The sequence below is a fragment of the Bartonella massiliensis genome, from assembly GCF_902150025.1.
Classification (GTDB): Bacteria; Pseudomonadota; Alphaproteobacteria; order Rhizobiales; family Rhizobiaceae; genus Bartonella; species Bartonella massiliensis.
Genome location: NZ_CABFVS010000034.1, coordinates 1 through 12932, shown reverse-complemented (window position 1 = coordinate 12932; position 12932 = coordinate 1). Strand labels below are relative to the sequence as shown.

General features: G+C 39.7%; 11 protein-coding genes. 7 read left to right on the top strand and 4 right to left on the bottom strand.

What is annotated here, in order from left to right; genetic code table 11:
* Positions 1–1111: tyrosine-type recombinase/integrase (locus tag FNZ60_RS07725; protein ID WP_142417026.1), on the bottom strand; the 1111-nt coding region annotated here is incomplete at its 3' end.
* Between the two features lie 168 nt (positions 1112–1279).
* On the opposite strand from FNZ60_RS07725, the gene FNZ60_RS10285 reads away from it, so the two are divergent.
* The 7 genes from FNZ60_RS10285 to FNZ60_RS07690 are packed head-to-tail and all read left to right on the top strand — an operon-like array spanning position 1280 to position 9385.
* A complete protein-coding gene (locus FNZ60_RS10285; protein ID WP_246054756.1) occupies positions 1280–2122 on the top strand; it encodes a hypothetical protein in 843 nt (280 codons plus the stop codon).
* A 24-nt stretch (positions 2123–2146) separates the two neighbouring features.
* A complete protein-coding gene (locus FNZ60_RS10280) occupies positions 2147–3478 on the top strand; it encodes a hypothetical protein (protein ID WP_246054754.1) in 1332 nt (443 codons plus the stop codon).
* A 1-nt stretch (position 3479) separates the two neighbouring features.
* The gene (locus FNZ60_RS07710) at positions 3480–5546 is read left to right on the top strand and encodes a glycine zipper family protein (protein ID WP_185913534.1); all 2067 of its coding nucleotides are present in this window, start codon (positions 3480–3482) and stop codon (positions 5544–5546) included.
* On the top strand, positions 5543–6178 hold the full coding sequence (locus FNZ60_RS07705) for a transglycosylase SLT domain-containing protein (RefSeq protein WP_142417025.1): 636 nt from the start codon (positions 5543–5545) through the stop codon (positions 6176–6178). Before FNZ60_RS07710 ends, FNZ60_RS07705 begins: the two co-directional genes overlap by 4 nt.
* An 11-nt stretch (positions 6179–6189) precedes the next feature.
* Positions 6190–7191 (top strand): phage tail protein, encoded by a 1002-nt coding sequence (locus FNZ60_RS07700; RefSeq protein ID WP_142417024.1) that lies wholly within the window; start codon positions 6190–6192, stop codon positions 7189–7191.
* Positions 7192–7200: 9 nt separating this feature from the next.
* Complete coding sequence (locus tag FNZ60_RS07695; RefSeq protein WP_142417023.1) at positions 7201–8214, top strand: phage tail protein; 1014 nt, start codon at positions 7201–7203, stop codon at positions 8212–8214.
* A gap of 7 nt (positions 8215–8221) precedes the next feature.
* Complete coding sequence (locus FNZ60_RS07690) at positions 8222–9385, top strand: phage tail protein (RefSeq protein WP_142417022.1); 1164 nt, start codon at positions 8222–8224, stop codon at positions 9383–9385.
* Positions 9386–10772: 1387 nt separating this feature from the next.
* Here the strand turns inward: FNZ60_RS07690 and FNZ60_RS07685 are convergent.
* The 3 genes from FNZ60_RS07685 to FNZ60_RS07675 all read right to left on the bottom strand — a co-directional run bounded on the left by FNZ60_RS07685 (position 10773) and on the right by FNZ60_RS07675 (position 12751).
* Positions 10773–11414, bottom strand: coding sequence for a hypothetical protein (locus FNZ60_RS07685; protein ID WP_142417021.1), 642 nt, complete (start codon positions 11412–11414; stop codon positions 10773–10775).
* 91 nt (positions 11415–11505) lie between these two features.
* On the bottom strand, positions 11506–11967 hold the full coding sequence (locus FNZ60_RS07680; RefSeq protein ID WP_142417020.1) for a hypothetical protein: 462 nt from the start codon (positions 11965–11967) through the stop codon (positions 11506–11508).
* A gap of 82 nt (positions 11968–12049) precedes the next feature.
* Positions 12050–12751 carry a hypothetical protein gene (locus FNZ60_RS07675; protein WP_142417019.1) on the bottom strand — a complete coding sequence of 234 codons (702 nt, stop codon included), beginning with the start codon at positions 12749–12751 and terminating at the stop codon, positions 12050–12052.
* Between the last annotated feature and the right edge of the window lie 181 nt (positions 12752–12932).

Sequence of the window (12932 nt, the reverse complement as noted above, 5' to 3'; positions counted from 1 at the left end):
CTAAATAATCAGTACGACGATAGGCACGCTCTACTTTGCCACCTACTGTATGAGCTAAAATGGTTTCAGCGACTTCATAGGGGGCATCGGTTGTTTCAGCAAGCCAATCGCGTAAACTAGAACGAAAACCATGGGGACGTGCTTCAAGTCCAATCTGTTGCATATATTGTGACATGCAATTTTCACCAAGGGGACCGCGACCGGTTGCAGAAAAAAAGAAGTCATTACGAGAAAGCAATCGTGCTTGTTTTAAGATTTCTAATGCCTCTGATGATAAAGGAACGCGAAATTCTGTTGTAGCATCCCGCCTTCCTTTCATATTTTCAGCAGGGATAATCCATATATCGTCTTCAATTTGATCTTCACGAATATGACGCAAGGAATTAGTACGAACGCCTGTCAAAATAAGCAAACGTAAAGCCAGTCGTGTTAGGGTTGATGCTTCGCAAAGTGTTTTATAAAAAGCCGGCACATCTCTCCAATCCATTGCTGGTAAATTTTGCGTTTTATGACGTTGTTTACCTAAGAGCGCGCGTGCTTTTTCTGTTGCTTGTAAATCAACATCCAATCCTAATGCAGCCGCATGTTTGAGACAAAGATTAAGACGTATCAATGCTGTTCGAGCAGTTCCAGCTTTTGAATGCCAAATAGGGGCGAGTGTGTTGCGTATCTCTGTTTGTGTAATCTCAGAAACGGGCAGACAGCCTAATTTGGGCAGAATATGAAGGCGTAATGGTAAAAACCAACTTCCATCTCTTCCATCCCCTTTTAATTCAGCTTTACGACTTTCAAAAGCATCTACAGCAATATCTTTTAAATAATGGAGATTGCTTATTGCTTCACGCTTTTGTTTATCGCGTTCTTTAATGGGGTCACGACCTTCACGAAGAACAGAACGCCAACCCGTTGCCAATTCACGGGCTTGTTTTAAAGAGACATCTCTTAAAGCACCCAAGCCCATTTCACGACGGCGACCATGAATGGTATAACGATAAATCCATTGAGCACCACCATCTTTACGCTTATGAAGAAGCAAGCCAGCACCATCATTATATTTGCCAGCCCCCAATGTTGCGACAGATCTTGCATTAAGACGGTTCATAAGGACCATTTTTACTCCTTTCTTATACAAATTTGATCCACACACTCATCCCACTTGTGATGTGCAAATGAGTGATTTTAATTGATGCAACATAAACAGATTTGAAATGAGAGAATCTTACGTTATTCGGGTCATTAATTCAATATGAATAACGCTAGATTATCATTATAAATCAATATGTTGTCTCAAATGTATGACACAGGGATTGGTGGCAATGTTTATGGTGGACCTCGTGTTGCGCCGTTAAGTGATCAGACGCGCTATGCCATTGGGGGACTTGGGAGTATCCCTAGCCATTATCAAAATCGTTCTTTGATGAATACGATCTACAATCCAACGTCGGCAGCAAATAATCTTGGAAGAATGGCTTCTGGCGGTATGGTTGGACAGAATCCCTCTTTTAATGCCGCTCTTCAAAATAGTTTAGACCGTGTAAGAGATACGATTAACAGTTCTTTTGTAGGTGCAGGTCGTTATGGATCTGGTGCACATACAGATGTATTGGCAAATGAACTTGGTGCTTTGTCTACAAGTGCTACAGCAAACCAGTATAATCAAGATGTACAGAACATGATGCAAGCCAATGCAATGATTGATCAAGCCAATCAAAACCAGTTGGGAGCTTCGAATAACTTCTTACAAGGTTATGGTAATGCCTATTCTAATGCCATACAGGGAGGAGGCGTGCTTGATAATTATAATCAACGGCTTGTTGATGCCAATCGCGAACGTTGGCTGGAGCAGGACAATAGCGGTTGGAACAGACTGAACATGTTAATGAATGCCGGTCATGGTTTTGCAAGAAATTACGGTACGACGACGAATAACAGTACGAATTCTCTGGTGCAAGGCAATAATCCTTGGAGGAATGTAGGAACTGTAGGTTCTCTAGCGCTTCAGGCAGCACCAATGGCTTTTGGTTATATGATGGGTGGTCCAGCAGGAGCGGCAGCAGCAGCAGGAATGTCGAAAGAAGTCATCGACTTTCTTACTAAGCAACAACAACTGAAGAATAATTAAACAATAGTTTTGTAGGAGAGCGTTATGGTTGCACCGATAATCCCAATGGCTTTAGTGGCAGGAGCGAGATTTGCACCGCATATTATGCGATATCTTTATCCCAGATTGGCTCCAAAAGCGGTTACAGGGGCGCAAAGATTGGGACAATTCATGAAAGCAAATCCAAAGAGTGCTATATCTACTGCTGCGGGGATGACTCTCGCCCCTTTGATGGCACCAGAGGAGGTTCAAGCCCCCTCCAACCCCTATTTACAAAATATGCAGCAGCCATATGGACCATTTATGCCCTCTACGGCTCTTAAAACGGAAATGCCTCTTGGTGTAGGCAATCATCCACCTATGCCAAATCCACTGGAGGAATCCTTACAAGAACTTACACCTAAAGTTGATGTTCCCCAAACACAACCATTGCCACCTACATCACAAACACCGCCTTCTGAACCAACAGATTTAGAAAAGTTTTTACAATCCAATACTTATAAGTTTTTTCAATCAGATGCTTATAAAAAGCTTCAAGATCTTTTTGCAGGCATGTCGGCAGCACCCTCTGGTGGTTCTGGATGGGATGCGCTTGCAAGTGGTGTGAAGCATCTTAATGAAGGCGATAAACAAAGAGGACAGGTTAATCAAACCGTCGAGTATCTGAAATCTAAAGGCTACAGTGAAGAAGAAGCGCGGTTCATAGCTGGGAATAAAGATGCGTTAAATACTTTTCTGCTACAAAAAGAGAATGGGGGCAGCGACGCTAGATCTAAAGAAGAACTGGACCGCCTACGAGAAACGATAGAGCTTAAAAATAGTGAAGCGATCAGTAGTAATACACTCCATGATATTGAACGTTTTATGAATTATATAGAAGAAAAGGGTGAATGGGCTACAGGTAATTCGGCTAATATACAAGCTCAGTTAGGTGTTCCTCAACACCGTGATATGAGTTCACTCCTTGATTCTATTAGAAACCGTATAGGTATTGACCGCTTAGAAACGATGAGACGTTATTCACGCAATGGCGCCTCTGGATTTGGAAATCTCACAGAAAAAGAGCTTGATATATTAAAGAGCTATTTAGGAGAGATAAAGTACAACTTGGGTCATAAAGAGCTGTTGTTTAGATTGAAAAAAATCCATGAGATTTTGGGTAAGATGAAATCAGACGTATTGTCGTTGCTAGAAAACGGTAACATTGCAATAACGCAAGAGAATGTTGATAAAGTTACCTCACAGCCACACTCCGTAGCACCACAGAAAGGACGTAGTGATTTACCGCTTATTAGCAGCAAAGAACAGGAAGATGCATTGCCTGATGGTGCACGCTTTGTTGGTGAAGATGGTAAGATAAGGGTTAAGGGTGCTTGAGATGGCGTATATTCCTTATTCTCGTATTGTTGATGATGTATCTGATAATAATGGCACGTCTTCAGTGAAGAAGGGTCGTGATAATCAAGGCAAAAAAACAACGGGTTATATTCCCTATTCTCGTATTGTTGATGATGATACGGCTTCATTTAATTCAAAATCTACAGCAGATGATTTTTCATTTGATGATAAAGATCTTACGTGGTGGGATGCACTAAGGAGTCATGGTACATCTGGTTTGACAGCAGGGTATAGTGATGAGATACAAGCGGCGAATGAAGCAAGTTTTACAGATTATTGGCGTGGCGATAAACGAGCAGAAGAGATTTACAACAAAAGGGTAGCAAAAGAGCGTGCTTACCAAAAAGCCTTGGAAGAAAAACATCCATGGTTATCTTCTGGTGCTTATATTGCTGGTTCTATTTTGCCAACATTGGCATCATTGGGTATTCCCGCATTAAATTTTTTGAGAGCAGGGACAACTTTAGGAAGTTTAGGGAGAGGGGCTCTTTTAGGAGCCGGTTCTGGTGCTTTACATGGTTCTGGAGCGGGAGAAGGTTACAATGATACGGTGAATTCGGCATTAGCTGGTGCTGTGGGTGGCGCTGTTTTGACACCGGTTGCTGCTTTAGGAGGCAACTTAGTTTCTAAGTTAGGTGGTGCAGCGATAAATACTTTAAAGTCACCTCCACTCGTAAGGAATTATTTTAACCCTGCTCATAAAGAGGTTTCCAATAAAGCTTTGAGAGAAGTTGCTAAGCATCTTTACGATAATAAAACTAAAAACATTACTGAACGCCTTAGTTCAGAACCCCATGAGGTGTTTTTGACAGATATTAATGAAAAGCTACAACAAGCTTTGTGGAATTCGTCTAAAACAAATGAAGATGTTTTTAATATCTTAAAGCAAGCGCATGAGAAAAGATTAGGCGATTCTGTTCAACGTCTTGATGATATGATGGAACAGACAATTTCACCATACCAGCATAAAGATACGTTAAGCAGAACTCTTAAACGGCAAGGGAAAGAGGCGCATGATCATCTCTATGAACAAGCGAGACAAACTCCAATAGGACAAGAACATTACCCCGCTCTTAATAAACTTTTTGAAAATAAAGGATTTCAGAAAGCTATTAAAGAAGCTGTCAATACTTTAGAGGAACATCCCCTTAGTATAAATCCTAGACGATTTTATGATAGAAGGTTTAGCAGCATAAATTATAAACCTACGATAGAGTTATTAGATCAAACTAAGCAGTCTCTTGATGATTTAATCAAGAAAAGTGAGAAACATGGCGATAACCAAAAGATTTTAGGATACGAAATCCTCAAACAAAATTTGGTAAAAATAATGGATGAAATCTCTCCTACTTACAAAGCAGCCCGCGGTAGTGCAGCAAAATTTAAAAACTTTGCAGATAGTTTTGAGGAAGGCAGGCATGCTCTTAGTACGAAACTTGAAAAGAGTGTTAAGAGGGATGCCGTTAAAGAAAATCTTTCTAAAGGAAACTGGAGTGAACAAAATAATACCTATAAAATGGGGTTGAGAGATGCATTAGATGATTTATTAAGGAAAAAGAGTGATCCTATTAATGAATTCTCTAATCTTTTAAAACAAAATCTTGCATCTGAGAATCTTGAAAGGATCATAGGACCTGAACGGTTTTCTACTTTTAAAAAGGCAGTAGATCATGAGAAATTCTATTCTGATGCGTCCAAAAAAGGTTATCAAGAATTTCAAGGCACTCCTGAGGTTTCTCCTTTTGATGGAATTAATTTTTCAAATTTTTTACATTGGCCTAGTGAATCTCTAAAATTAGCACGCAACATATTTTTTCATCCGAATGCACCAGAGGCGTTGCAAGCAAGACAAGAGCTAGAGCGCGGAATAGCGAAGTTAGCAACTTTTGGTGTTAAAGGAATGGAGCGCAATGAAATTGCACAACTGCTTCAAAGTGCTTTAAAGTGGCATCATGCAGGGGTATTAACAGATGGGGGGTTGAAGATTGTTTCTAGAGCTATAGCAAAAGGTCTAGGTCCTAGTGCTTCAATAGAGTACGCGAAATGACCCGTTACAGCCCTTCAATTGATCAAGCGATACGTCAAGCAGCGGCGCGGTATGGCTTGCCGGAAAGCTATTTATACCGTGTTGCGCAAGTTGAAAGTGGGGGCAATCCGAATGCAAGGAATCCCCGTTCTTCTGCGGGTGGTTTGTATCAGTTTATAGACAGCACTGCTAAGCAATATGGTTTGCAAGACCGTTTTGACCCCATGCAGGCAGCTGATGCCATGGGGCGGTTTACACGTGACAATCGCAACCATTTAAGCCGTGTCTTGGGAAGGACACCAACAGAAGCAGAATTGTATTTAGCACATCAACAAGGGGCAGGAGGAGCCGCGCGTCTTTTACAAAATCCCCATGCTAATGCAGCGCAATTGGTTGGCAGCAATGCGGTTGGTTTGAATGCAGGCAATAACGCAATGCGTGCAAGTGATTTTGTTAATCGTGTGTTTCAAATGTATGGAGGAAAACCTTATAGAGCAAGTCCTATCGCACGAGGGGGCATTGGCAATAGAGAGAACTTGCTCGAGGTTTTACGGGCATTATTAGCGTCACAAGAAGCCCCTTCAGAAGAAGAAGAGCGGGAAGATGATAATCCTTTGATGACGCAATTCATGCGGGCATTTTACGGAGTTTAGGGTTCACAACCATGTCAACGATCTATGATTGGTCGCTAAGAGCGGCGGATAACACGCGTTCTGATGATTTGATTGATTGGTCAGAAGGACAGAATCCTAACAGTGTGAACACAAGCGCCCGTGTGATGATGCAGCGCATCAAGGAATACTTGCTAGATACGGGTGGAACGCTTGAAGGGATTGTTAGGAATGATGATGTTCAACAAACAAGCACGATACGTCTTCAAAGCCAATCACAGTTTTTAGAATACAAAAATGGTATCGTTTTACGCTTTGTTGCTACGAATAAGAATATTGGAGACACGACGGTTTTTCTGAATACTTTAGAGGGTAAGCCTATTTATAAGGCAACGGAATTCGGGGTTAGTGCATTATCGGGCGGCGAAATCCAGCAGGGATGTGTTTATACCTTGGTTTATAATGGCGATCATTGGCATCTTGTTAATCCTACCTTTATACCACCACAAGAAGAAAGAAATCTTTATCCTAGCGGTTTCATAGGAACGTTTGGGATGCGTGAACTTCCAAAAGGTTGGTTATTGTGTGATGGGAAGGCATATTTGCGTAATGATTATAGAGCATTGTTTGACGCGATAGGAACGGTATGGGGCGAGGGGGATGGTGTAACGACCTTTAATGTTCCCGATTTTCGGGGCATGTTTTTACGGGGTTTTGATAGTGGACGGGCAATTGATACCAATCGTAGCTTTGCAAGTGTGCAAACAGATTTAATCGAGTCACACCAGCATCAAGGACAGAGGCTTTCGATGTCTCATTTTACCAGCAATGAAGACTTTTGGGATGGGAATACGACAGATGTGTTGGGGTATCGTATGGGGTTGTTTGGGGGAAGCTCTCTAGCGAATTTTATGGGAATAGAGCGTGAGAATTTAGGGGGCTATATTGTAGAACCCTATAGCCTTGATGAGGATCAAGAGGTTGTCTTAAAAAACTTTGGTGAAAGTGAAACGCGCCCCGTTAATGTGAGTGTTCTGTATGCGATTAAGACATGAGGTTTTACGATGTCGACGATTTATGACTGGTCTTTGAGTGCGTCTGAGAATGCTTATTGTGATGATTTGATTGATTGGTCGAAAGGACAGCGCCCTAGTAGCTTGAATAACAGCGCGCGTTTTATGATGCAAAGGATAAAGGAATATTTATCCGATACGAGTGGTCTCATTGAAAGCACCTTTACTGTTGATGCGGAACAACAGACGACCTTGATAAGACTTCAAAGTCGTTCACAGTTTTCAGAGTATAGGAATGGGATATCGGTTTGTTTTAAAGCGAAAGGCAAGAATGTTGGAGCGACATCAATTGCTTTAAATGCTTTAGCCGGAAAGCTGGTTTATAAGGCAACGGAATTAGGCATGCGTGCTTTAATGGGGGGAGAGTTTCAAAAGGGGTGTATTTATAGCTTGGTCTATAGGGATGATGCTTGGCATGTTTTAAATCCTACGCCGGTGTCTTTATCCCAAGAGTCGATGATACCGGTTTGTCCTTCAGGCACGATAGGGATTTTTGGAATGCAAGTTTTGCCAGAAGGCTGGTTATTATGTGATGGAAAAGCCTATTCGCGCAGTGATTATAGCGCTCTTTATGAAGCAATAGGGATCAGATGGGGAGGGGCTGATACTTGGGGCAAGTTTAATGTTCCGGATTTGCGAGGAGTGTTTTTACGGGGTGTTGATGATAACCGCGAGATAGACCGTTTTCGTTATCTTGGGACTTTTCAGAACGATAGTATAAGAAAGCATGATCATAGTGGTCAATCCTTTACAGTTTTGAATGATGAAGATCAGGAGAGTGGTTGGCATGGTGATATGACGGTCATCTGGGGGTATGTTCTTAATGACCAGCAAAGGGCAAAGCTTGCTGAACGTCTGGGAGTAAGGGTAGAGAATATCCGCGTTCACCATAAGCTAGCCTTTCCCCATTCACATCTTCACATGCGTGATGTTGAATTGGCAAGTATCGGAGCCAGTGAGACGCGCCCGATTAATATGAGTGTTATTTTTGGGATTAAGACGTGAGGTCAAGATGTCAACGATTTATGATTGGTCTTTAACGGCATCTGAGAATGGTGGAGCAGATAGCTTGATTAATTGGTCAGAAGGACAGCACCCTAATACAGTCAATAACAGCGCGCGTTTTATGATGCAAAGGGTAAGAGAATATTTATCCGATACGGGTGGGGAAATTGCAAGTCTTATTATCAATAACAATGAACAGCAAAAAACAGCGATAATCCTTCGAAGTCAATCATTATTTTCAGAATATAAGAATGGGATATCCGTTTGTTTTAAAGTGAAGGGCAAGAATATTGGAGAGACAACGATTGCGTTGAATAGTTTAGAAGCCAAGCCCGTTTATAAAGCAACAGAAACAGGCTTAGTCGCTTTATCTGGAGGCGAAATACAAGAGGGCTGTCTTTATAGGCTTGTGTATGATGAAGACATTACGGGTTGGCAAATTCTCAATCCAACAAGGAGGCAAGTTACTTCTTTTAAACGCTTACCGTCTGGTTTGATAGGTCCTTTTGCGATGGAACGTTTGCCGGATGGTTGGTTATTATGTGATGGTCGTGCTTACTCACGGTTTGTTTATTGGGATTTATTTTGTGCGATAGGAACGACGTGGGGAGAAGGAGATGGTGCTACAACGTTTAATGTTCCAGATTTTCGAGGAATGTTTTTACGAGGAATGGATTATGAACGTGGTTTAGACCCTTGGCGTTCTTTTGCCAGTCAGCAAGCTTGTTCTTTGAAAGCGCATGATCATTTTATAGGCCCCGCCTCTTCAGAGGAGCATTCATCTCGTAAAAGGCGGGATATTTCTTCTTCCGAGGCTTCTTTGACAAAGCGCAAGAGAGCCGTTGAAGAAGAATGCGCAGGATTAAGTGGGGAAGCCTTGAAGAACTGTAATCAAGAATTTGATGAAATAGCGGGGGTTTCAGAACCTAAAGAGACTCCATTTTGGTTTACCGATAAAGATAAGCCGCCCCGTTTGCCTTGGTTTATTCGGAGCCCTTTTGCGAACTTTTTATATCATTCGATGCCGATCAAAGAGGGCGTCCATGACCAAGCGCATCATGAACATCACCTTATGGCAGAAAGGGTTGGTGGTGTTGATACGCAGTATAATATCAAAAAGCACAATAAAGTCAATAGGTTGTTTGTAATTATTTTATATGAATCCACTTAAGAATCCACACTTTTATGCATGATTCATTTGACCATTTTTTATAAACAATTGCCACGTATGAATAGACCATAAAAAGTAAATCATGATGCGAATATTATAACGCATGTGTGTATTCAAATGAAATGAAAAGCAGCTATCATTCATAACAGTTCATAAATTTTATGATACGTTTTTATCATTCACAAATCGCATTGTTTTAAAATTTAATCGTTTGAAATTATCGATAACATAAAAAAGAATGATGTGTATTTTGCTCTTTTTTGAGCGAAACCTTAAAAGGAAAATAATCGTTTGAAACTTTTAAAGCGCTTATAGGTTTTAATTCATAAGGGCGCATAAAAGGATTTTAAAAAATAATGATTTTATAACCACGGTATTTTTTTACCGAGGTACGAAATAGCAGATATGAAATTCAAAACGTTATATCTTATGATCAAAAGCTTTTTTTGACATATGCAAGCAAGCTATCAAAAAACGTTTTAAAAGTTATCGTTTAAAAATACAAAGTTAAATGGGGGCGCCTATTGAAACAAGATAAGCAAGCAAAATTCAAAACCGTTGTAACAGCATAAAGACATAGGATTTTTCTAAATTTTAGAAAAAAGCGATATCGTTTTAAAAATGCTCTATTCTAAAGATAACGAGCTCAAAATTGAGCTGGTTAATTTGTAAAGAAATTATGTTTGAAAAAAGTGAAAAGACGCTTATAAGAACCTCTTTAAGGGAACGTTTAAACGTTTGAACCATAAAATGAGATCTTTATAAAAAACGTTTAAAACCTCTTTTTATAACAGCTATAATTTAGTTATCATTTGCTTTTAAAAACCTTTCATTTACGAAAAAACAAAGATCTAGATTTCACAGCAGAGCAAATCTTAAAAGCCTTAGATTTGATAAAAGCGTTTTGATTTATTTAATATGTTTTGATTTTAGACAATGCGTTATTTGAATTCACTCAACTCAATTTTGAGCTTAGTAGTATATTAAAACGTTTTAAGAAGCGTTTTGATAATGTGCTTTGTTTCAAATGAATCTCTTTAAGAAATGGACGTTATGATTATACGTTTGATAGCTATAACAAATGTTTATAGTTTCTAAATTCACTCTCTCATTTAAATGCATGCTATCAAAATTATAGCCATCATTTAAGGTTCTTTTGATAAGTTTTCATAAAGACAATAAAGCGCTTGCAATATAATACGTTTTGTATATAGGCATTCATTGTTAATTTCGTTTGTATGAATTATTTGCACATACCTCTATTGAAAAGCCGCGTCATATCAATTGGCACGGCTTTCTTTTTGAATTCTCTTTTTTATGATACGTTTTAAACAATGTATTTTATAATGCGTTTATAGCCATAAAGGCGCCCCCCATGCGCCGTTCTTTATTCTGTTTCATCAACAATCTTTACAAGGTTATCGCTTTCATAAACTTCATAATTTATAGGAACTTCCCTTACTTTGCTTTTCTTGGTTAATTTCGCATTGCCATAAGCGCGACCCCAGACCTTGGTATAGAATAAAACCTTGGCATTGCCAAAAACAGAGCCATAAATCTCAGCACAACCACCCACCAAAGCACCGCCATAGACCTTGCCATGTATTTTTGCACGACCATTAATAAGGGCATAATTATAAACCTCGGCATAGCTATGAATACGAGCCGAACCAGCAACAATGGCACGACCATAGACCCTTGCATAATTAAAAATCGTAGCATCATAAGAAACATGAGCATGATCATGAATATGAGCATCAGCAAAAACGCAAGCACCCCCACTTACATGGGCATACCCATAAACATTGTCATAAACACGGGCATAGCCATAGACACAAGCTTTATCATAAACCCAGCAATTGCCATCATGGGATAGATTAGCTTCCTTTTCAATAAAGCCCCCTAGATCCCCCGCCTTAACATCATCAAAATCTTTTAAAGCACGAATGCGATAAAGATTTATAATATTTCGAGTACGTGCATGTTTGATTTTTTTGATTTCGCTGGTTAGTTTATATTTTTTAGACATAAGAATACCCTCACAATCTAATGTGATAAACATTGGATAAAATTTGGAATGGAAAATTTAAAAGAGGGGCGCCCCCGCCGCGCCCGCGCATTCAATTATGCTGCTTTATTTTTGGAGAGACATAGACAATCTCTAATTCTCCATAAGGGGAAAGCCGTTCAATATAAGTTTTAATCTCAGTAGACCCCCCGACATTTTCACGAATAACAGCAATGCCATGGATATGAGCATTTTCACAAACATGCACGTTATTTGCTATACGAGCATTGTCATAAACCCGCGCATGACCATATATACGTCCATAAGTGATAGCATTGCCAAAAACCCTTGCATTTTCATAAACACGACCAGATTTTACAACACAAGCATTATCATAAACCCAGCAATTACCCTCATGAGAGAGGTTATCTTCACTTTCAATAAAACCACCTAAAGAACCGGCTTTAACATCAGCAAAGTCTCTTAAAGCACGTATACGGTGTAAAATAATCCCATCAAAAGTGAAACTTTCATTAGTAAATTCATATTTTTTGGATACAATTGTACTGGTCATAGGTAACTCCTAATCTAATATTCGATAAATTTTTAAATGAAATGTTTAAAGAAGGGCGCCCCCGCACCACCGCTGCTTTTATTTACGCTGCTTTGTTTTTAACAATCTTTACAACAGTATCATTTTCATAAATTTCACAATCTTCTGGAATCCCATATGCATAATAAGGGTTTTGTTCAGTATATGAATAACCATCTCTTTTTAATCTTGCATTGCCATGTACCAAACCTCTAATAGTGTGATAACCAGTCACTTTAGCATTCCCATAAACAGAACCGTAGACTTTAACATACCCACCCACGCTAGCATTGCCATAAACCTTGCCATATATTTTTGCAGCGCCACTCACAACAGCATGATCATAAACCACGGCATTGCTATGAATACGTGCACTTCCTGACAATTTTGCATTCCCATAAACCCTTGCATGTTGATAAACCCAAGCTTTATCAGAAAGATGCGCATTATCATAAACATGAGCTCCAAAATACACGCGGGTTTTATCACAGACATAAGCATTGCCATAAACAAAACCACCAATGGTAGCATTGCCATAGACCTTTGCATTTTCATAAACACGACCAGATTTTACAACACAAGCATTATCATAAACCCAGCAATTGCCATCATGAGAGAGGTTATCTTCACTTTCAATATACCCCCCGAGGTCGCCTTTTTTGACATCATCAAAATCCCTTAATGAACGAATGCGGTATAAAGTAATCCCTTTAACGTGGCTTTCATTTATAAGTTCATATTTTTTAGATACAGTTATACTGGTCATAGGTAACTCCTAATCTATATTTGATAAAATTTTTAAATGAGATATTTTAAAGAGGGGGCGCCCCCGCCGCGCCCGTGCTTTATTTAAGCAGCGTCATTTTCATATGCGCTGTCATTATCATAGCCATAATCATCATAATATTCATGACGATAATAATCATCTTTACTACCAAATCTTGGAA

What these genes read in the sequence shown, in the direction of transcription:
- FNZ60_RS10285 (WP_246054756.1), top strand. Translation starts at nt 1,280, where the DNA reads ATGTTGTCTCAAATGTATGACACAGGGATTGGTGGCAATGTTTATGGT.
- FNZ60_RS10280 (WP_246054754.1), top strand. Translation starts at nt 2,147, where the DNA reads ATGGTTGCACCGATAATCCCAATGGCTTTAGTGGCAGGAGCGAGATTT.
- FNZ60_RS07710 (WP_185913534.1), top strand. Translation starts at nt 3,480, where the DNA reads ATGGCGTATATTCCTTATTCTCGTATTGTTGATGATGTATCTGATAAT.
- FNZ60_RS07705 (WP_142417025.1), top strand. Translation starts at nt 5,543, where the DNA reads ATGACCCGTTACAGCCCTTCAATTGATCAAGCGATACGTCAAGCAGCG.
- FNZ60_RS07700 (WP_142417024.1), top strand. Translation starts at nt 6,190, where the DNA reads ATGTCAACGATCTATGATTGGTCGCTAAGAGCGGCGGATAACACGCGT.
- FNZ60_RS07695 (WP_142417023.1), top strand. Translation starts at nt 7,201, where the DNA reads ATGTCGACGATTTATGACTGGTCTTTGAGTGCGTCTGAGAATGCTTAT.
- FNZ60_RS07690 (WP_142417022.1), top strand. Translation starts at nt 8,222, where the DNA reads ATGTCAACGATTTATGATTGGTCTTTAACGGCATCTGAGAATGGTGGA.
- FNZ60_RS07685 (WP_142417021.1), bottom strand. Translation starts at nt 11,414, where the DNA reads ATGTCTAAAAAATATAAACTAACCAGCGAAATCAAAAAAATCAAACAT.
- FNZ60_RS07680 (WP_142417020.1), bottom strand. Translation starts at nt 11,967, where the DNA reads ATGACCAGTACAATTGTATCCAAAAAATATGAATTTACTAATGAAAGT.
- FNZ60_RS07675 (WP_142417019.1), bottom strand. Translation starts at nt 12,751, where the DNA reads ATGACCAGTATAACTGTATCTAAAAAATATGAACTTATAAATGAAAGC.